This window comes from Streptomyces sp. NPDC059875, assembly GCF_042731085.1.
In the GTDB taxonomy this organism is placed as follows: domain Bacteria; phylum Actinomycetota; class Actinomycetes; order Streptomycetales; family Streptomycetaceae; genus Streptomyces.
The window spans coordinates 194,106-212,449 of the sequence record NZ_JBHWJZ010000004.1; the positions used below are offsets into that span (position 1 = coordinate 194,106).

The following is an 18,344-nucleotide window of genomic DNA, read 5'->3' on the forward strand; positions in this document are numbered from 1 at the left end:
GGGCGTGCCGTCCGCTCAGCCCGTGGTGAGCCGCGTCGGCTGGGTTCCTGTGATCAGCGTCGACAGGGCCGTGTCGATGTCCCGTCCAAGGAACCAGTCGCCCGTGTGGTCCAGGCTGTACACGCGGCCCTCCGTGTCGATCGCGAGCACCGCCTGGTGCTGCTCCCCTTCCTCCCCGAGCGGGGCGATCTCGGTGTCGAGCGCGCGCCCCAGGTCCGCGAGGGTGCGGGCCAGGTGGAGGCCGGCCAGCGGGTCGAAGCGTACGGTCGCGGGGGCGATCTGCCGGCCGCTGCCCGGCGCCGTGACGCGCAGGCCGCCGAATTCCGCCCAGGCTTCGACGGCCGCCGGGAAGACCCTGTGCCGGTGGCCGCCCGGGGAGACGTGGGCGCGCAGCGTGTCGGCCCACTGTTCGGCGAGTTTGATGTCCCAGCGGCCCGGTTGCCATCCCGCCTCGCGGAGGGCGGCGTCGACGTTGACCGGGAATCGGGTGGTGCTCAGGTGGTCGGGCATGAAGGTGCGGTCAGCCGTTCTCGACAGTCGAGGAGGTGGGGTCGACGGTGCGTACTCCGAAGTGGGCGAGCATCGCCGTACAGGAGCGGCAGGGGGCGGCGTAGCTGCCGTGCAGCGGGTCGCCGTCCTCGCGGATGCGGCGTGCGGTCAGTTTGGCGTGCCTGAGCGAGCGGCGGGCTTCGCCGTGGGTGAGCGGCTTGCGCTGGGCGCGCTTGGAGCGGCTGGTCTCGGTGGCGGTGAGGTGGCGGGAGAGCAGGATCGCCTCGGGGCAGCGGCCGGTGAAGCGCTCGCGCTGTCCGCTGGTGAGGGTGTCGAGGAAGTCCTGGACGAGTGCGTGCAGGACGGGTGGCTGGTCGCCGCGGCCCGCGGTGCAGGTGAGGGTTTCGCCGCGTACGGAGAGCGCGGCGCCGACGGTGGGGAGGATGCCGTCGCGGCGGAAGCGCAGTAACGGGGCGCGGGTGGGCTCGGTGCTGCTCCAGTTGAGGCGTGGGTCACCCTGCGTGGGCGTCGGTGCTGCGTACATGGTGCGTGTCTTCCCCTCCTGCAATCCCCCGAGTTGCTGGAACAGAGTGCCAAATGGGACGCCTCATGTGGAAGCGGGGTACTCAAACGCGCCGTCGGTGTGTCGTAACTATCGCCGGTGTGTCATCCGCTCGTGACAGTTGGTCACGGGCTGTGGTCGTGGGGGCATCGGGCCGGGTCGCGGGCTTGTGGCAGCGCATAGGCTGTGCGGAATCAGCCAGCAGCCAGCGCAGGGGGCAACCGCCATGACGACAGGTCGGCTCGGGCAGCACGCCGCGCCACCGAACGCGGCTTACGCCGGGCAGGTCGTGCACTTCCCGGATCCGGTCCGGGCCTCCCGGCACCCCAGAGGGGTGCGGGTGGACGAACACGGCTATCCGGACTTCTCGCCGTATGCCCGTGCGGCGGCGGAGATCGCCGATCCGCCCGAGGGTTTCGGTGTCGACGAGCTGCGGTTGACGGACTACGTGTCGGCGAACGCGGCGCTGGCCGCGACCGGCCACGAGCTGTGGGACACGATTCCCGCGGTGGCGACCCCGCACGGCTGGACGTGGCACCACGTGGCGGGCAGCCGGCGGATGGAGCTGGTCCCGGTCGAGGTGAAGGCGTTGCTGCGTCACCACGGCGGGGTGTCGACGGCCGCCGTCGACCACGGCAAGCGGGGTACGCGTCCGCTGCAGGAGACGCGGCCGACGCACTTCGGGCTGCCGAAGGGCCTGGTGTCGGTGACCGAGCAGCAACTGCTCGGGGTGGAGGAGGACCTGGGGTACCGCCTGCCGGGTGCGTACCGCTCCTTCCTGAAGGCGGCGGGCGGTTGCGCGCCGGTGGGCGCGGCGCTCGACGCGGAGCTCGGTCTGCTGGTGGATCAGCCGTTCTTCACGGTGCGTGAGGAGGCGGGGGTCAACGACCTCGTCTACGTCAACAAGTGTCTGCGCGATCACCTGACGAAGGATTACCTGGGCGTCGCGTTCGTGCAGGGCGGGATCCTCGCGGTGAAGGTGAAGGGCGATCGGGTCGGGTCGGTGTGGTTCTGCGCGTACGACGACGCGCGGGATCAGGACGGGTGGAGTGTGAACGAGCGCGTGGAGCGGTTGCTGCTGCCGTGCGGTGAGGACTTCGACGCATTCCTGCAGCGGCTGGCGGGCAATCCGCCGGAGCTGGAGACGGTGGCGAACCTGATGGTGGACGGCGGCTTCGCGCGCGCCGTGCCCGTGGTCCCGGTGGGGGAGTGAGCTGGCTGTGGTGACGTTCGCGCAGGCGCAGGAGCGCGCCGAGGAGTGGATCAACGGCGACGTGCCGGCGTACCAGCACCGCGAGGTGCGGGTGCGGGAGTTCGAGCTGGGTTTCGTCGTGTGGGCGGAGGACCGTGAGGACGGTCCGACGTCGGACGGGGGCCGGCAGCGGCTGGTCATCGCGCGGGACAGCGGCGAGGCGACGCTGTGGCCGGGGTTGCCGGTGGGTGAGGTGATCCGGCGGTACGAGGAGGAGTACGGGGCCTCGGACGAGGGTGATGCGGGGGCAGCGGCGCCCGCGCCGCCGGAGCGGATCGATCTGAACGCGACGTCGTTCCTGCTGAGCCCGCCGGAGTGGCTGCAGGATGCGGCGGACAAGCTCGGCCTGCCCTCAGCCCCGCCGAAGGGCCCGAACGCCTCGCAGGCGGGCGGGAGTTCGTCGTCTCCGGAGACGACGGGTGCGGTGGCGTCCGCATCGGCGTCGGCGGGTACGGGCGCCGGCGCGGCTGCGTCGGCGGGTACAGGTGCTCCGGCGGATGCCGGTGCTTCCGCGAGCGCCGGGTCCGGTGCTCCGGCCGGTGCTCCTTCGGGTCGTCCGGTCGACTACGAGCCGACGGCGTCGGACGGGGTGCCGGCGAGCAGCCCGTGGGCGGACGCGAACGCGAGCTCGGGAGGGGCGGAGGGTTCGGTGCCGCTGCCGGCGACGGTCTTCGCGCCGCCGCTCTCGGGCGCGGACGACGAGGACTCGCCGTCTCCGATGGTGGGCGCGGACGCCCCGACGGCTCTGATGTCGGGCGGCAGCGCGCTCCCTCCGACGGCGATCGCCCCGGCCCTCGACCGCAACGCCCCGCCGCCGCCCGGTGCCGACAACCCGTTCGCCCCGAGTGGCCCGGCGTCCGCCGGCGGTCCCGGCGCCCCGGCTGGATCCGGTAGCCCGTTCCCGTCGGGCGGCCCCGGTGCGCCTGGGACTCCGGGTTCGTCCGGCGGCCCGGGTGCGCCTGGGGCTCCGGGTTCGTCCGGCGGCCCGGGTGCCCCTGGCGGCCCGTTCCCGCCGGGCGGTCCGGCGTCTGCCGACAGCTCGGGTTCGCCTGCGGCTCCCGGTGCCCCTGGGGCTCCTGGCGCCCCGGGTGCACCTGGTGCTCCCGCTGGATCCGGTGGTCCGTTCCCGTCGAGTGGTCCGGCGTCTGCCGGTGGTTCAGGCGTTCCTGCGGCTCCCGGCGCCCCGGGTGTGCCGCCGGCCCCGGGTGCCCCTGGGGCCCCGGGTTCGTCCGGCGGTCCGGCTGCGCCTGGTGCCCCTGGCGCCCCCGGTGTGCCCCCGGCTCCCAGCGCCCCCGGTGCCCCCGGGGCCACGCCCGCTCCCGGGGTTCCTCGGGGTGGGGACATTGCGGATGCGGCCACCAGTAAGGCCGTGCTGCCGCCGCGGGGTGCGCGGGGGAGTGGGGCGAATCCGCCTCCGCCGCCGCAGGCGCCTGGGGTTCCCGGTGCGCCCGCTGGGGCATACGTACCCACGCAGTTGGTGGCGCAGCTCGGGCCCGACGGGCCCCAGCCTCCCGGGCCTCCCGGGCCGCCCACGCCGCCGCAGCCCGTGCATCAGGCCGCGACCATGCTCGCGCACCCGAGCCAGGGCGGACCCGGCGCGCCGCCGCCTCCGCCCGCGCCGCCGGGTGTGCCCGGTGGCTCCGACGGTGCGGGTGCCGGTGTCGCGTACGCGGCGACGATGCTCGCCCACCCCGGGCCGGGAGGCATCGCCCCGCCCGGACCTCCTGGTGCGCCTGGTGCGCCTGGTGCGCCCGGTGCACCCGGCGCTCCCGGCACGCCGCCCGGTGGCGTGCACCACGCGGCGACGATGCTGGCGCAGCCCGGCCCGGGTGGTCCGCCGACTCCGCCGGTGCCGCCGCCGTCCGCGCCGGGGACTCCGCCGGGCGCTCCGCCCGCGTACGGGTACCCGCAGCAGCCGACCGGTCAGCCGACCGTCGGCCCCGGCTACCAGGCCGTGCTGCGCTACCGCGCGCCCGACGGCTCCGAGGCCCAGATCATCCGGCGGTCCGCCCCCGGCACCCCGCACCCCGAGTGGCAGATCCTGCACGAGCTGCGCGCCATGAACGTGCCGCCGCAGCAGGTGCTGGAGCTGCACACGGAGTTGGAGTCGTGCGAGCTGCCGGGCGGTTACTGCGCCCGGATGATCCGGGAGACCTGGCCGCAGGCGCGGATCACCAACATCGCTCCGTACGGCAAGGACCACGCGGGCCGTCAGCAGGGGATGCGGCAACTCCTCACCCACCAGGGTGAGTTGCATCAGGTCGCGGACGGTCCGGCCCGCCCGGCGCCGGTCCGCGCCCCGCTGCCGCCGGTGCAGCCGGCCCCGCCGATCCCCCCGGAGGGTGTCGCGCAGGAGCTGGCCGGTGCCTTCGGCCCCGGCATCTGCCGGTTCGACCAGCGGGCGGTGTCCCGGCAGGGTGTGCCGGAGGTCGTGGCGGTGACGCTCGTATGGGCGGGTCTGCCGGCCGACTTCGGTCCGTTCTTCTGGGCCCAGCCGGCCCATCCGGTGGTTCCGACGCTGGCCGAACTCGCGGCGCAGCGGCAGGTGCAGCCGGCGTCCGACGCGGGCTCGTACCTGGTGATCGGCTCGGACTTCGGGCGGGCGATCTGTGTCCAGTACGGGACCGCGCACATCGTCGCCGTACCGGTCGAGGCCGGTCCGGGCGGGCAGCCGGTGGCGCCGCAGTTCGTGAACAGCGGGCTGCCGGAGTTCACCCGGTCGATGGCGCTGCTCGGCCGGATGTGGCGGCTGCGGTTCGGGCTCAACCCGGAGCAGGCGGGGCGTTGGACGGTCGACTTCCAGGCGCAGTTGGCGATGCTGGACCCGGCGGCGCTGGCGTCGCCGGAGAACTGGTGGTCGGTGCTCCTGGAGCAGATGTGGGACGGACTGCTGTAGACCGCATGTGACCGAAGGCGCCCGATGTGGAGGACACGTCGGGCGCCTTTTGTCGTGTCTGATGGCGCATCCTTGGCATTTGAGCCATTACGGAAGGGGCGTCAGGGATGGATTTCGCCGTGGGACGGGGGCGTGGATACCGCCCGGAGCAGGTCGACCGTCATCTCGCCGCGCTCTCCGGTGAACGCGACGCCGCCTGGGAGCGTGCGGCGCGGCTGACCGTCCTGGCGAAGGAGATGGAGGCGGAGGCGGCCCGGCTGCGCACGGAGGTGGCCGCGCTCGCGCCGCAGCGGTACGAGTCGCTGGGGGACCGGGCGCGGAGGATCCTCGAGCTCGCGGAGGCGGAGGACGAGAGTCTCGTGCGTGCGGCCGAGGCGGAGGCGCAGGCCTTCGCGGAGGCGGCGGAGACCGCGGCGCGGTCCGCGGGCGAGGCGGCGCGGGCGTACGCGGAGCGGGTACGGGCGCAGGCGGAGGCCACCGCCACGGCGACCCTCGACGCCGTCGGCGAGGCGGCCGAGGCCACGCGGACGGCCGCCGGTCGCGCGGCGGAGGAACAGCGGGCTCAGGCGCGGGAGGAGTTCGAGGAGACGGCCCGCAGGTCGGCCGCGCTGCTTGCGGTCCAGACGGAGGAGCAGGCGGCGGTAGGGGAGGAGGGCGAGCGGGCGGCGACGGCCCGGGCGGCCGAGCTGGACGCCCGCCACGCCGAACTCCGCACCTCCGCGGAGGCCCGCCTGGCGGAGGCCCGGCGCGCCCTCGCGGCGACGGAGGAACAGGCCCGCCACGGCCAGGAGGACGCGGAGGTCCGGGCGGAGGAGCTGCTGGCCGAGGCCCGTTCGCAGCGGGAGCGCACCGAACGGACGACGGAGCGGATCCTGCGGGAGCACCAGGAGGCGCGGGACGAGATCCACGCCCGCATGGACCACATCCGCACCGCCCTCGCGACCCTGACGGGCCGCCCGGCTCCCGCCCCGCCGAAGGACGAGACGCGGCAGGACGACACGCCGGATGCCGACACGCCTGAGGCCGACACGCCGGAGGCAGGGACGCCCTAGGCAGGGACGCCCTAGGCCGAGACGCCCTAGGCCGGGACACCCGAGGCCGAGAGGCCTGAGGCCGACACGCCCGAGGCCAAGACGCCCGACGGCGGCGTCTGAGCGCGCCGCCCCTGGGCGCACGGTTCACACCTCGCCGGCCCGCTCCTCCTCCAGGACCGGGAAGCGGCGCGGGGCCAGGAACAGCAGGACCACCAGGGCCAGTGCCGCCGCGCCCGCCGCGCCCAGGTACACGTAGTCGACGGCCGCGTCGACCGCGCGGCGCAGGATGTCGTCCGCGTGGGGGAGGGTGGACGCCAGGCTGTCCAGGTCCTGGTCGGTGCCGAGGCGGGCGGCCAGGACGCCGTTGGCGATCGCGCCGAAGAGGGCCGCGCCGACGCTCTGGCCGACCTGGCGGCAGAAGAGGACGGACGCCGTCGTCGTGCCGCGTTCCTCGTACGGGACCGTCGACTGGACCCCGACGATCAGCGGGAGTTGGAAGAAGCCGAGTGCGCCGCCGAGCAGCAGCATGAGCAGGGCCGGCTGCCATGGCTCCCCGGGGAAGGGGAGGAAGGGGAAGGCGAGCAGGACGAGGAGCGCGAGGGTGATGCCGACGACCGCGGTGAGGCGGAAGCCGATGCGGTTGTAGACCCGGTTGGAGAGGGCCGCGGTGACCGGCCAGCTGAGCGTCATCGCGGAGAGGACGAAGCCGGCGGCTATCGGGCCGAGGCCCAGGACGGCCTGGGCGTAGGTGGGCAGGAAGACGGTCGGGGCGACCATCAGCAGGCCGAGCGCGCCGAGCGCCAGGTTGACGGCGGCGATCGTGCGGCGGCGCCAGATCCAGCCGGGGATGATCGGTTCGGCGGCCCGCCGTTCGACGAGGACGGTCACGCCCGCGAGGGCGAGCGCGCTCGCGAACAGGCCGAGGGACGGCGCGGACAGCCAGGGCCAGGCAACCCCGCCCTGGACGAGCGCGGTGAGCAGCAACGCCCCGGTTCCGAAGATGGCCGTCGCGCCCGCCCAGTCGACGGACACCTTCCGGGGCGCGCCCCGCTCCGGCTCCACCAGGTACCGGCCGAGCAGCCAGAGTGCCACCAGGCCCACCGGCAGGTTGATGAGGAAGATCCAGCGCCAGTCCGCGTACCCCGCGAGGAGGCCGCCGGCCGCCGGGCCCGCGACGGAGGCGGTGGCCCAGACGGAGGAGAGTTTCGCCTGGATCTTGGGGCGTTCCTTCAGCGGGTACAGGTCGGCCGCGATCGTCTGGATCGTGCCCTGGAGCGCGCCGCCGCCGAGGCCCTGGACGACCCGGAACGCGATGAGCGAGGCCATGTTCCAGGCCGCGGCGCACAGCAGGGAGCCGATGAGGAAGAGGACGGTCCCGGCCACCAGGACCGGCTTGCGGCCGAAGGTGTCGCAGAGTTTCCCGTACACCGGCAGCGTCACGGTCACGGCGAGCAGATAGCCGGAGAACAGCCAGGAGAAGACCGAGAGGCCGCCGAGGTCGCCGACGATCTGCGGCACGGCGGTCGAGACGACCGTGCCGTCGAGCGCGGTCAGGCCCATCACGAGCATGAGCGCCGCGACGACCGGGCCGCGGCCGCGTGGAGTGGCGGCCGGTGCCGCGGCCTGCTGCGTCGTCGTCTCGGACACGCCGAACCCCTCCGTCTGATGCGTCGTACATCTAAATTCGTCGGCCCAGCCTCTCACTCGACCCCCGGGTGGAGAACCCTTAAGGGTCCCTCCCCCATAGAGGGCAGGGGCCGTTCGTCCCGGCGGAGGAGGAGAAGGGCCCCGCCCGTCTTTACCTTGGACTTACGGAAAACCCCAGGGCGAAGAGTGCGACGAGCACCAGTGACCGGCCGCCCCGGCTCCGCGCAGACTCGACACGAGCCCGAACCGACCCACGCGTACCCACGCTTGTTTCTGCGTGCCCGCGCACACCCACTCATAGGAGACATACCGTGACTTCGGCTGTGACCATCCCCAGGCACGGGGACGCTGGAGGGCAGACGGCCGTTGCCGCGCGGGCGCGGCAGGTCGTCAAGGCGTACGGAGCGGGCGAGACGCGGGTCGTCGCGCTCGACCACGTCGATGTGGACATCGCCCGCGGGCAGTTCACGGCGATCATGGGCCCCTCGGGCTCCGGCAAGTCGACGCTGATGCACTGCCTCGCCGGTCTCGACACCGTCACCAGCGGCGAGATCTTCCTCGACGAGACCCGGATCACCGGCCTGAAGGACAAGAGGCTGACCCAGCTGCGGCGGGACCGGATCGGCTTCATCTTCCAGGCGTTCAACCTGCTGCCGACCCTCAACGCGCTCGAGAACATCACGCTGCCGATGGACATCGCCGGCCGCAAGGCGGACCAGGAGTGGCTGGACCGGGTCGTGTCGACGGTCGGTCTCGCCGACCGCCTCAAGCACCGGCCCACCCAGCTCTCCGGCGGTCAGCAGCAGCGCGTCGCCGTCGCCCGCGCGCTCGCCGCCCGCCCCGAGATCATCTTCGGCGACGAGCCGACCGGAAACCTCGACTCCCGCGCCGGTGCCGAAGTCCTCGGCTTCCTGCGACAGTCGGTCGACGAGCTCGGGCAGACCATCGTGATGGTCACCCACGACCCCGTCGCCGCCAGCCACGCCGACCGTGTCCTCTACCTCGCGGACGGCCGGATCGTCGACGAGATGTTCCGGCCCACCGCCGACGCCGTCCTCGACCGGATGAAGGACTTCGACGCGCGCGGGCGGACGTCATGACCGTCCTCAAGACCTCCCTGCGCAACTTCCTCGCGCACAAGGGCCGCATGGCGCTCTCCGCCGTCGCCGTCCTGCTGTCCGTGGCGTTCGTGAGCGGCACGCTCGTCTTCACGGACACCATGAACGCGACCTTCGACAAGCTCTTCTCCGCGACCGCCGCCGACGTCACCGTCAGCCCCAAGGACGCGGCGACCGACGACGAGACCCCGCAGACCGGCCGCCCCGAGACCATGCCGGCCTCGGTCGTCGACCAGGTCGCCCGGGCCGAGGGCGTCACGTCCGCCGAGGGCAAGGTCATCTCGCTGAGCGTGACCGTCACCGACGCCCGCAACAACAACCTCGGGTCCTCCAACGGCGCCCCGACGATCGCCGTCAACTGGAGCTCCAGGGAACTGCGTTCCATGGAGATCACCTCCGGTCACGCCCCGCGCGGCCCCACCGAGGCGCTCCTGGACGCCGGTACGGCCGAGAAGCACAAGCTGAAGATCGGCGACGAGCTGCGCACGATCGCCGTGACCGGTGACTTCACCACCCGCATCTCCGGTATCGCCTCGTTCAAGGTCACCAACCCCGGTGCCACCGTCGTCTACTTCGACACCGCCACCGCCCAGCGCGAACTCCTCGGCAAGCCGGGCGTGTTCACCAACGTGGAGGTGACGGCTGCCCCCGGCTTCAGCCACGACCAGGTCAAGAAGAACATCTCCGCCGAGCTCGGCGCCGGGTACAAGCTGCTGACCCAGGCGGAGTCCGCCGACGCGGGACGCAAGGACGTCGAGGGCTTCCTGAAGCCGATGAAGTACGCGATGCTCGGCTTCGCCGGAATCGCCTTCCTCGTCGGCATCTTCCTCATCGTCAACACCTTCTCCATGCTGGTCGCCCAGCGCACCCGCGAGATCGGCCTCATGCGGGCCATCGGCTCCAGCCGCAAGCAGGTCAACCGCTCCGTCCTCGTCGAGGCGTTCCTCCTCGGCGTCGTCGGCTCGATCGCGGGTGTCGCGGCGGGCGTCGGCCTCGCCGTCGGCCTGATGGAGCTCATGTCCGCCATGGGCATGGAACTGTCCACCGAGGACCTGACCGTGAAGTGGACGACGCCCGCCGTCGGTCTGCTGCTTGGCGTCGTCGTCACCGTCCTCGCCGCCTACATCCCGGCCCGCCGGGCCGGCAAGGTCTCCCCGATGGCCGCCCTGCGCGACGCCGGGACCCCGGCCGACGGCAGGGCCGGCCTGGTACGGGGCGGGCTCGGCCTGCTCGTCACGGTGGGCGGCGCCGCCGCGCTGTTCGCGGCGACCCGGGCGGAGAAGGCCTCCGCCGGTTCGCTCTGGCTCGGCCTCGGTGTCGTGCTCTCCCTCGTCGGCTTCATCGTCGTCGGACCGCTCCTCGCGGGCGGGGTCGTCCGCGTCCTCGGCGCGGTGATCCTGCGGGTCTTCGGCCCGGTCGGGCGGATGGCCGAGCGCAACGCGCTGCGCAACCCGCGCCGTACGGGAGCGACCGGCGCCGCGCTGATGATCGGGCTCGCGCTGGTGGCCTGTCTGTCGGTGGTCGGCTCGTCGATGGTCGCCTCGGCGACCGAGGAGCTGGACCGTTCGGTCGGCGCGGACTTCATCGTGCAGTCGACCAACGGGCAGCCGATCATGCCGCAGGCCCAGGCCGCCCTGGAGAAGACGCCCGGCCTGGACCACGTGACCGAGTACAAGTGGGTCGAGGCCACGATCACCGACCCGAAGGGCAAGGCCGTCGAGAAGGGCCTGGTCGCCGCCGAACCGTCGTACGCGCAGGACCTGCGGCGCGACACGACAGCCGGCGAGCTCTCGGCCGCGTACGGCGCGAACGCGATGTCGGTGGGCAGCGACTACGCCGCCGAGCACGGCGTGAAGGTCGGCGACGAGCTGACCGTGGCGTTCAAGGGCGGCGAGAGCGCGAAGCTGAAGGTCGCGGCGATCACGTCGGACGAGAACAACGTCGACAAGGGCGTGATGTACACCAACATCACCACCGCGGCGCAGTACCTGCCCGCCGACAAGCTGCCGCAGAGCGTGATCATGTTCGCGACGGCCGAGGACGGCAAGGAGACGGAGGCGTACGCGGCCCTCAAGGACGCGCTCGCCCCCTACCCGCAGTACAAGGTGCAGAACCAGGCCGACTACAAGCAGGACCTGAAGGACCAGGTCGGCCAGCTGCTCAACATCGTCTACGGGCTGCTGGCGCTCGCGATCATCGTCGCCGTGCTCGGCGTGGTGAACACGCTCGCGCTGTCGGTGGTCGAGCGGACCCGGGAGATCGGCCTGATGCGCGCGATCGGCCTCTCGCGCCGCCAGCTGCGCCGCATGATCCGCCTGGAGTCGGTGGTCATCGCCCTCTTCGGCGCCCTGCTCGGCCTCGCGCTGGGCATGGGCTGGGGCACGGCGGCCCAGAAGCTGCTGGCCCTGGAGGGTCTCGGGGTCCTGGAGATCCCGTGGCCGACGATCCTGACGGTCTTCGTCGGCTCGGCGTTCGTGGGCCTGTTCGCGGCCCTGGTCCCGGCGTTCCGCGCGGGCCGGATGAACGTCCTGAACGCGATCGCGACGGAGTAGTCCGCACGAGGAGCGGTACGGGTGTGAGTACGGTCCCGGTGGTCACCGCCGGGGCCGTACGTGTACGCGTTCGAGTGCCCTGCGGCAGGGTTCGGGAGCGGGCGTCGGCGGCGCGTCGTACGCTGGGAACCCCCCGGCCCGTGAGACGTGTCGGGCTGTTCGCGTTGCCCGCCCCCGTAACTCCCGGGATGGAAGTCCATGAGTCTGCACGGTCTGCTCGACCTCGTCGTCAAGGACGCGGCCCTCGCCGAAGCGGTGAAGGCCGCGGCGGACGGCCACCGCGGCCACGTGGATCTGGTCGGTCCGCCCGCCGCGCGGCCCTTCGCGGTGGCCGCGCTCGCCCGGGACGCCGGCCGCACCGTCCTCGCCGTCACCGCGACCGGCCGGGAGGCCGAGGACCTGGCCGCCGCCCTGCGCAGCCTTCTCGACCCGGACACGGTCGTCGACTACCCCTCCTGGGAGACGCTGCCGCACGAGCGGCTCTCGCCCCGCTCCGACACCGTCGGCCGGCGCCTCGCCGTGCTGCGCCGGCTCGCCCACCCGTCGGCCGACGACCCGTCCGCCGGACCGGTGTCGGTCGTCGTCGCGCCCGTACGGTCCGTGCTCCAGCCGCAGGTCAAGGGCCTCGGCGACCTGGAGCCGGTGGCCCTGCGCACCGGGCAGACGGCGGACCTGAACGAGATCGTGGAGGGCCTCGCCGCCGCCGCGTACTCCCGGGTCGAGCTGGTCGAGAAGCGCGGTGAGTTCGCCGTGCGCGGCGGCATCCTGGACGTCTTCCCGCCGACCGAGGAGCACCCCCTCCGGATCGAGTTCTGGGGCGACGACGTCGAGGAGATCCGTTACTTCAAGGTCGCCGACCAGCGCTCCCTGGAGGTCGCCGAGCACGGTCTGTGGGCGCCGCCGTGCCGCGAACTGCTGCTCACCGAGGACGTCAGGCAGCGGGCCGCTGCCCTGGCCGAGGAGCACCCCGAGCTGGGCGAGCTGCTCGGCAAGATCGCCGAGGGCATCGCCGTCGAGGGCATGGAGTCCCTCGCGCCCGTCCTCGTCGACGACATGGAACTGCTGCTCGACGTCCTGCCCAAGGGCGCCATGACGGTGGTCTGCGACCCCGAGCGGGTCCGCACCCGGGCCGCCGACCTGGTGGCGACCTCGCAGGAGTTCCTCCAGGCGTCGTGGGCGGCGACCGCCGGTGGCGGCGAGGCCCCGATCGACGTCGGCGCGGCCTCCCTGTGGGGGATCGCGGACGTACGGGACCGGGCGCGCGAGCTCGACATGATGTGGTGGTCGGTCTCCCCGTTCGCCGCGGACGAGACACTCGACGCGGACACTGTGAAGCTGGGGATGCACGCCCCGGAGACGTACCGCGGCGACACCGCCCGCGCCCTCGCCGACACCAAGGGCTGGCTGGCCGACGGCTGGCGCACGGTCTACGTGACCGAGGCGCACGGTCCGGCGACCCGCACGGTCGAGGTCCTCGGCGGCGAGGGCATCGCGGCCCGCCTCGAGGCCGACCTGGGGGAGATCGCCCCGTCGGTCGTGCACGTGGCGACCGGCTCGATCGACTACGGCTTCGTCGACCCGGCGCTCAAGCTCGCCGTCCTCACCGAGACCGACCTGTCCGGCCAGAAGGCGGCCGGCAAGGACGGCCAGCGGATGCCGGCCAAGCGCCGCAAGACGATCGACCCGCTGACCCTGGAGGTCGGCGACTACATCGTGCACGAGCAGCACGGCGTCGGCCGGTACATCGAGATGGTCCAGCGGACCGTCCAGGGCGCCACCCGCGAGTACCTCCTCGTCGAGTACGCGCCGGCCAAGCGCGGCCAGCCCGGCGACCGGCTCTACATCCCCACCGACCAGCTGGAGCAGGTCACCAAGTACGTGGGTGGCGAGGCGCCGACCCTGCACCGGCTCGGCGGCGCGGACTGGACGAAGACGAAGGCGCGGGCGAAGAAGGCGGTCAAGGAGATCGCCGCCGACCTGATCAAGCTCTACAGCGCCCGGATGGCGGCCCCCGGCCACGCCTTCGGCCCGGACACCCCCTGGCAGCGCGAGCTGGAGGACGCCTTCCCGTACGCGGAGACGCCCGACCAGCTGTCCACCATCGCCGAGGTGAAGGAGGACATGGAGAAGACGGTCCCGATGGACCGCCTGATCTGTGGTGACGTCGGCTACGGCAAGACCGAGATCGCGGTCCGCGCCGCCTTCAAGGCGGTCCAGGACGGCAAGCAGGTCGCGGTCCTCGTCCCGACCACGCTGCTCGTGCAGCAGCACTTCGGCACGTTCTCGGAGCGGTACTCGCAGTTCCCGGTGAACGTACGCCCGCTGAGCCGCTTCCAGACCGAGACCGAGTCGAAGGCGACGATGGAGGGCCTCAAGGACGGCGCCGTCGACATCGTCATCGGCACCCACCGCCTCTTCTCCTCCGAGACCAAGTTCAAGGACCTGGGCCTGGTCATCGTCGACGAGGAGCAGCGCTTCGGCGTCGAGCACAAGGAGCAGCTGAAGAAGCTCCGCGCCAACGTCGACGTCCTGACGATGTCCGCCACCCCCATCCCCCGTACGCTCGAGATGGCGGTGACCGGCATCCGCGAGATGTCGACGATCACGACTCCGCCGGAGGAGCGGCACCCGGTCCTCACCTTCGTCGGTCCGTACGAGGAGAAGCAGATCGGCGCGGCCATCCGCCGTGAACTGCTCCGCGAGGGCCAGGTCTTCTACATCCACAACCGCGTCGAGTCGATCGACCGGGCCGCGGCGCGGCTGCGCGACATCGTCCCGGAGGCGCGCATCGCGACCGCCCACGGTCAGATGTCCGAGTCGGCCCTGGAGCAGGTCGTGGTCGACTTCTGGGAGAAGAAGTTCGACGTGCTGGTCTCCACGACGATCGTCGAGTCCGGCATCGACATCTCCAACGCCAACACCCTGATCGTCGAGCGCGGCGACAACTTCGGTCTGTCGCAGCTGCACCAGCTGCGCGGACGCGTCGGCCGTGGCCGCGAGCGCGGTTACGCGTACTTCCTGTACCCGCCGGAGAAGCCGCTGACGGAGACCGCGCACGAGCGGCTCGCGACGATCGCCCAGCACACCGAGATGGGGGCGGGCATGTACGTGGCCATGAAGGACCTGGAGATCCGCGGCGCGGGCAATCTGCTCGGCGGCGAGCAGTCCGGCCACATCGCGGGCGTCGGCTTCGACCTGTACGTACGGATGGTGGGCGAGGCGGTGGCCGACTATCGCGCCTCCCTGGAGGGCGGGGTCGAGGAGGAGCCGCCGCTGGAGGTCAAGATCGAGCTCCCGGTCGACGCGCACGTCCCGCACGACTACGCGCCGGGCGAGCGCCTGCGCCTCCAGGCGTACCGCGCGATCGCCTCCGCCAACACGGAGGAGGACATCAAGGCGGTACGGGAGGAGCTCACCGACCGCTACGGCAAGCTGCCCGAGCCGGTCGAGAACCTGCTCCTGGTGGCCGGTCTGCGGATGCTGGCCCGCGCCTGCGGCGTCGGCGAGATCGTCCTGCAGGGCCCGAACATCCGCTTCGCGCCGGTGGAGTTGCGCGAATCGCAGGAGCTGCGGCTGAAGCGGCTCTACCCGCGCACGGTCATCAAGCCGGCCGTCCACCAGATCCTGGTGCCGCGCCCGACGAGCGGGAAGATCGGCGGGAAGCCGGTGGTGGGGCGCGAACTGCTCGCGTGGACCGGGGAGTTCCTGACGACGATCCTCGGGTCGTAGCGCCGGCTCGTCGGCCATGCCCGGTGAACGGGCATGGCCGACCGGCGACTACAGCGCGTCGAGGTCCAGCGCCTGCGCCATCGCCCGGTAGCCGGCGTCACCGGGGTGCAGGTGGTCGCCGGAGTCGTACGCGGGCAGGATGCGGTCCGGGTCGGCCGGGTCGGCGACGGCGCGGTCGAAGTCGACCACGGCGTCGTACGCGCCGGAGGTGCGGACCCAGTGGTTGAAGGCGTCCCGCTTGGCCTCGACGGCCGGGGTGTCGTAGAACGAGCCCCCGACCGGGGTGAGGGTCGCGCCGACCACCGTGATGCCCTTGGCGTGGGCCTGGCGGATCAGCTCGCGGTGGCCCTCGATGAGCCGCTCGACGGAGACCTCGGGCGTGGGGGTGGCGAAGTCGTTCGGGAGGCTGCCGCCGAAGTCGTTGATGCCTTCGAGGAGGACGACCGTCCGGACGCCCGGCTCGGTGAGGACGTCCTCCTTGAAGCGCTCGATGCCCTTCTCGCCCGCCCAGGTCGTGTCGTTGGTGACCTGGTTGCCGCCGATGCCGTGGTTGAGGACGCTGCGCGGCTTCCCGGCGGCGGCGAAGCGCTCGGCCAGCTCGTCGGGGTAGCGGTTGTTCGCGTCGTCCGTGCCGCCGACGCCGTCGGTGATCGAGTCGCCGAACGTCACGATGCCGTCCCGGCGCGGGCCCTGCCCGCCGGAGACCTCGACGCCGGAGAGGTAGTACCAGGAGGTGCTGGTCTCCTTGAAGGCCGCGGCGCCGGTCTCGGCGCGGTGGTCGCCCTTCGCCCGGTAGCTGGTGGCGCCGGCGAAGTGGTGGAAGGTGGCGGGCCCGGTGGGGGCGGCGAGATAGAGGGTGACGGTCACCGACTCGAGTGCCTCGACCTTGAACGGCACGCCGTCGCTGTACGCCGTCCCACCGGCCGGGATCGTCACCGAACGCCCCTTGCCGAAGGACAGCTGCCGGACCGAACCGGCCTTCACCGAGGCGCCCTTGTCCGTGCGGGCCACGGTCGCGCCGGTGATGCGCAGCGGGGTGGTGCCGTAGCGGTTGGAGAGTTCTATTCGGGCCTTGGTTCCGCCGGTGGTGACGCGGACGACCTGGCGGACCGTGTGGTCGGAGAAGCCGTCGGTCGACCAGTTGGTACCGAAAGGCGCGGTCGGCTGCTGCACCGAGGTGGCCCATGCGCCGCGCCACGCACCGCCGCCGTGCCGGTGCTCGGCCGCGACGGCGCCGTCGAGGGGAAGGGCGGTCAGGACGGCGGCACTCAGGACGGCGACGGCGGTGCGTCGTGCGGACCGGGTAAACATCATCGTGGTCATGCACGTGACCAAGTGGAGTTCGACTCCGGTTATTCCCGGGGCAGTTACGAAGCGTCAGGTGTTGCGAACAGCAGCCCGGCGAGCGTGCGGAAGACCTCCTCGGGGTCCTGTTCGCCGACCGGCCCCGCCAGGTTGTGGCTGAGCAGCAGCGTCGCGAAGCCGTGGGCCAGGGACCAGGCCGCGACGCCCGCGAGGCGCGGGTCGGCGCCCCGGCCGTCGGCGGTCACGCCCGCGACGCCCGCCCGGAGCCGGGCACCGGCCCGTTCCTTGGCGGCGAGCAGCTCCGGGTCGTCGGGCCGGTGCAGGTCCGGCTGGAACATCACCTGGAAGTGCGCGGGGTGCTCGGTGGCGAAGCGTACGTACCGCACCCCCGCGTCCTTCAGGTCCTTCGCCTCGCCGAGCGCCGCCGCCAGCAGGTCGAAGCCCTCGGTCGCGACGGCCGTGAGCAGTCCCGCGCGGTCCTTGAAGTGGTGGGCCGGGGCCGCGTGCGAGACGCCCGCGCGGCGGGCCAGGTCGCGCAGGCTCAGGGCGGACGGGCCCTCGGCGGCGATGACGTCCAGGGCGGCGGTCAGGACCGCCTGCCGCAGGTCGCCGTGGTGGTAGGTGGGACGGCTGCTCATGGACAGCAGCGTACGCCGAATCTAGGCATTGACAAGTTCGTGGGTGCGGGAGCAATCTAGTCGGTGTCAAGATGAAGCGACGAGGAGGCGACCACCATGACCGTGGAACAGCTGGAGACCGTGGAGCCCGGACGCGTACGGCAGATGTGGCACCTGCTCGAACCCCTCCACGCGCTGCTCTACTACGCCCCCGAGGCCTCCGAAGAGGCCCGCGCGCTCGGCTACGACGTCACGGAGCGCTGGCCCTCGTACTTCGCCTGGCGCGCCGCACCCCTCGGCCCCGCCGGGGCCGAGCGGGTCGGCTCCGCCTTCTACAGCTTCAGCCCGGAGATGGTGGCCCGGTACGTGCCGGAGATCTGGCGGACGGCCGAGCCCGCTCGGGTGCTGGACGCCCGGCTGCGCGCCGTCGGCCTCGCCTACCGCTCCGTCCTGGGCGCCGAGGTCGTCGAAGGCCCCGACATCGCCGAGGCGGCCGGGCTCGCCAGGCGGGCCGCCGAGGCCGTCGTGACGGCGGGCCGGCCGCTCGCCGCCGCGAACGCCGAGCTGCCGTGGCCCGAGGCCCCGGACCTGGTCCTCTGGCAGGCCACGACCATCCTGCGCGAGCACCGCGGGGACGGGCACCTGGCCGCGCTCCTCGCGGCAGGACTCGACCCGGTCGAGTCCCTGGTCTCCTTCGCGGCCGTCGGGGCGGCCTCCGAGGCGACCTTCGCGAGCCGCGGCTGGAGCGAGGCCGCCTGGACCGCCGCCCGCGACCGGCTGACCGCCCGTGGTCTGCTCGCCGCCGACGGCGCGGCCACCGATGCCGGCCGCGCCCTGCGCGCACAGGTGGAGCTGCGTACGGACGAGCTGGCCGCCGCCCCCTGGGTCGCCCTCGGCCCCGAGTCCACCGCCCGGCTCGCCGAACTCCTCGGCGGCCCCTGGCTGGCCGTCCTCGGCTCCGGGCTGCTGCCCGGGGAGAACACCCTGGGGATCGGCAGGATCTGAGCCCGCGGATCCGCCGGCGCCCCCGCGCCCGCAGGCCCCCGGACGCACCACGGCCGTGGGGGGGGGGGGGGGGGCCGCGCCGCCCCCCCCGTGGGGGGTGGGGGGTGGGGTGTGTGTTGGGGGGGGGGGGGCGGGGGC

Annotated in this window: 12 protein-coding genes; 7 read left to right on the plus strand and 5 right to left on the minus strand. The window is 72.9% G+C overall.

From position 1 onward, the window contains the following. Positions 1–15: 15 nt before the first annotated feature. Positions 16–510: an SUKH-3 domain-containing protein gene (locus ACFV9D_RS06865; RefSeq protein ID WP_385142012.1), complete on the minus strand. Its 495-nt coding sequence runs from the start codon at positions 508–510 to the stop codon at positions 16–18. A gap of 10 nt (positions 511–520) precedes the next feature. Further along, positions 521–1,033, minus strand: a complete 513-nt coding sequence (locus ACFV9D_RS06870) for a YwqJ-related putative deaminase (RefSeq protein ID WP_385142015.1) — start codon at positions 1,031–1,033, stop codon at positions 521–523. A 244-nt stretch (positions 1,034–1,277) separates the two neighbouring features. Here ACFV9D_RS06870 and ACFV9D_RS06875 point away from each other — a divergent pair, with 244 nt between their 5' ends. The 3 genes from ACFV9D_RS06875 to ACFV9D_RS06885 all read left to right on the plus strand — a co-directional run bounded on the left by ACFV9D_RS06875 (position 1,278) and on the right by ACFV9D_RS06885 (position 6,251). After that, on the plus strand, positions 1,278–2,264 hold the full coding sequence (locus tag ACFV9D_RS06875; protein WP_385142018.1) for an SMI1/KNR4 family protein: 987 nt from the start codon (positions 1,278–1,280) through the stop codon (positions 2,262–2,264). 7 nt (positions 2,265–2,271) lie between these two features. Next, complete coding sequence (locus ACFV9D_RS06880) at positions 2,272–5,199, plus strand: SUKH-4 family immunity protein (RefSeq protein WP_385142021.1); 2,928 nt, start codon at positions 2,272–2,274, stop codon at positions 5,197–5,199. Between the two features lie 107 nt (positions 5,200–5,306). Next, entirely contained in the window at positions 5,307–6,251 is a 945-nt protein-coding gene (locus ACFV9D_RS06885) for a cellulose-binding protein (RefSeq protein WP_385142024.1), read from the plus strand. 126 nt (positions 6,252–6,377) lie between these two features. Here the strand turns inward: ACFV9D_RS06885 and ACFV9D_RS06890 are convergent, their stop codons facing one another. Next, positions 6,378–7,880, minus strand: a complete 1,503-nt coding sequence (locus ACFV9D_RS06890; RefSeq protein WP_385142027.1) for an MFS transporter — start codon at positions 7,878–7,880, stop codon at positions 6,378–6,380. Positions 7,881–8,191: 311 nt separating this feature from the next. On the opposite strand from ACFV9D_RS06890, the gene ACFV9D_RS06895 reads away from it, so the two are divergent. From ACFV9D_RS06895 to mfd, 3 genes are all read left to right on the plus strand, one after another. After that, positions 8,192–8,980, plus strand: coding sequence for an ABC transporter ATP-binding protein (locus ACFV9D_RS06895; protein ID WP_385142030.1), 789 nt, complete (start codon positions 8,192–8,194; stop codon positions 8,978–8,980). Next, on the plus strand, positions 8,977–11,550 hold the full coding sequence (locus ACFV9D_RS06900; RefSeq protein WP_385142033.1) for an ABC transporter permease: 2,574 nt from the start codon (positions 8,977–8,979) through the stop codon (positions 11,548–11,550). The genes ACFV9D_RS06895 and ACFV9D_RS06900 overlap by 4 nt, the downstream gene beginning before the upstream one ends. A gap of 198 nt (positions 11,551–11,748) precedes the next feature. Next, positions 11,749–15,279: a transcription-repair coupling factor gene (gene mfd, locus ACFV9D_RS06905; RefSeq protein WP_385142037.1), complete on the plus strand. Its 3,531-nt coding sequence runs from the start codon at positions 11,749–11,751 to the stop codon at positions 15,277–15,279. A 48-nt stretch (positions 15,280–15,327) separates the two neighbouring features. On the opposite strand, the gene ACFV9D_RS06910 is transcribed toward mfd, so the two are convergent. Continuing rightward, the gene (locus tag ACFV9D_RS06910; protein ID WP_385142385.1) at positions 15,328–16,593 is read right to left on the minus strand and encodes an SGNH/GDSL hydrolase family protein; all 1,266 of its coding nucleotides are present in this window, start codon (positions 16,591–16,593) and stop codon (positions 15,328–15,330) included. Positions 16,594–16,646: 53 nt separating this feature from the next. Then, entirely contained in the window at positions 16,647–17,222 is a 576-nt protein-coding gene (locus ACFV9D_RS06915) for a TetR/AcrR family transcriptional regulator (RefSeq protein WP_385142040.1), read from the minus strand. A gap of 96 nt (positions 17,223–17,318) precedes the next feature. Here ACFV9D_RS06915 and ACFV9D_RS06920 point away from each other — a divergent pair, with 96 nt between their 5' ends. Beyond that, on the plus strand, positions 17,319–18,206 hold the full coding sequence (locus ACFV9D_RS06920; RefSeq protein WP_385142043.1) for a hypothetical protein: 888 nt from the start codon (positions 17,319–17,321) through the stop codon (positions 18,204–18,206). The last annotated feature ends 138 nt before the right edge of the window (positions 18,207–18,344 follow it).

Bases quoted from the DNA above. Each gene is read 5' to 3' on its own strand.
- ACFV9D_RS06915 (WP_385142040.1), bottom strand. From the start codon at position 17,222: ATGAGCAGCCGTCCCACCTACCACCACGGCGACCTGCGGCAGGCGGTC.
- ACFV9D_RS06900 (WP_385142033.1), top strand. From the start codon at position 8,977: ATGACCGTCCTCAAGACCTCCCTGCGCAACTTCCTCGCGCACAAGGGC.
- mfd (WP_385142037.1), top strand. From the start codon at position 11,749: ATGAGTCTGCACGGTCTGCTCGACCTCGTCGTCAAGGACGCGGCCCTC.
- ACFV9D_RS06875 (WP_385142018.1), top strand. From the start codon at position 1,278: ATGACGACAGGTCGGCTCGGGCAGCACGCCGCGCCACCGAACGCGGCT.
- ACFV9D_RS06920 (WP_385142043.1), top strand. From the start codon at position 17,319: ATGACCGTGGAACAGCTGGAGACCGTGGAGCCCGGACGCGTACGGCAG.
- ACFV9D_RS06865 (WP_385142012.1), bottom strand. From the start codon at position 510: ATGCCCGACCACCTGAGCACCACCCGATTCCCGGTCAACGTCGACGCC.
- ACFV9D_RS06910 (WP_385142385.1), bottom strand. From the start codon at position 16,593: ATGATGTTTACCCGGTCCGCACGACGCACCGCCGTCGCCGTCCTGAGT.
- ACFV9D_RS06870 (WP_385142015.1), bottom strand. From the start codon at position 1,033: ATGTACGCAGCACCGACGCCCACGCAGGGTGACCCACGCCTCAACTGG.
- ACFV9D_RS06885 (WP_385142024.1), top strand. From the start codon at position 5,307: ATGGATTTCGCCGTGGGACGGGGGCGTGGATACCGCCCGGAGCAGGTC.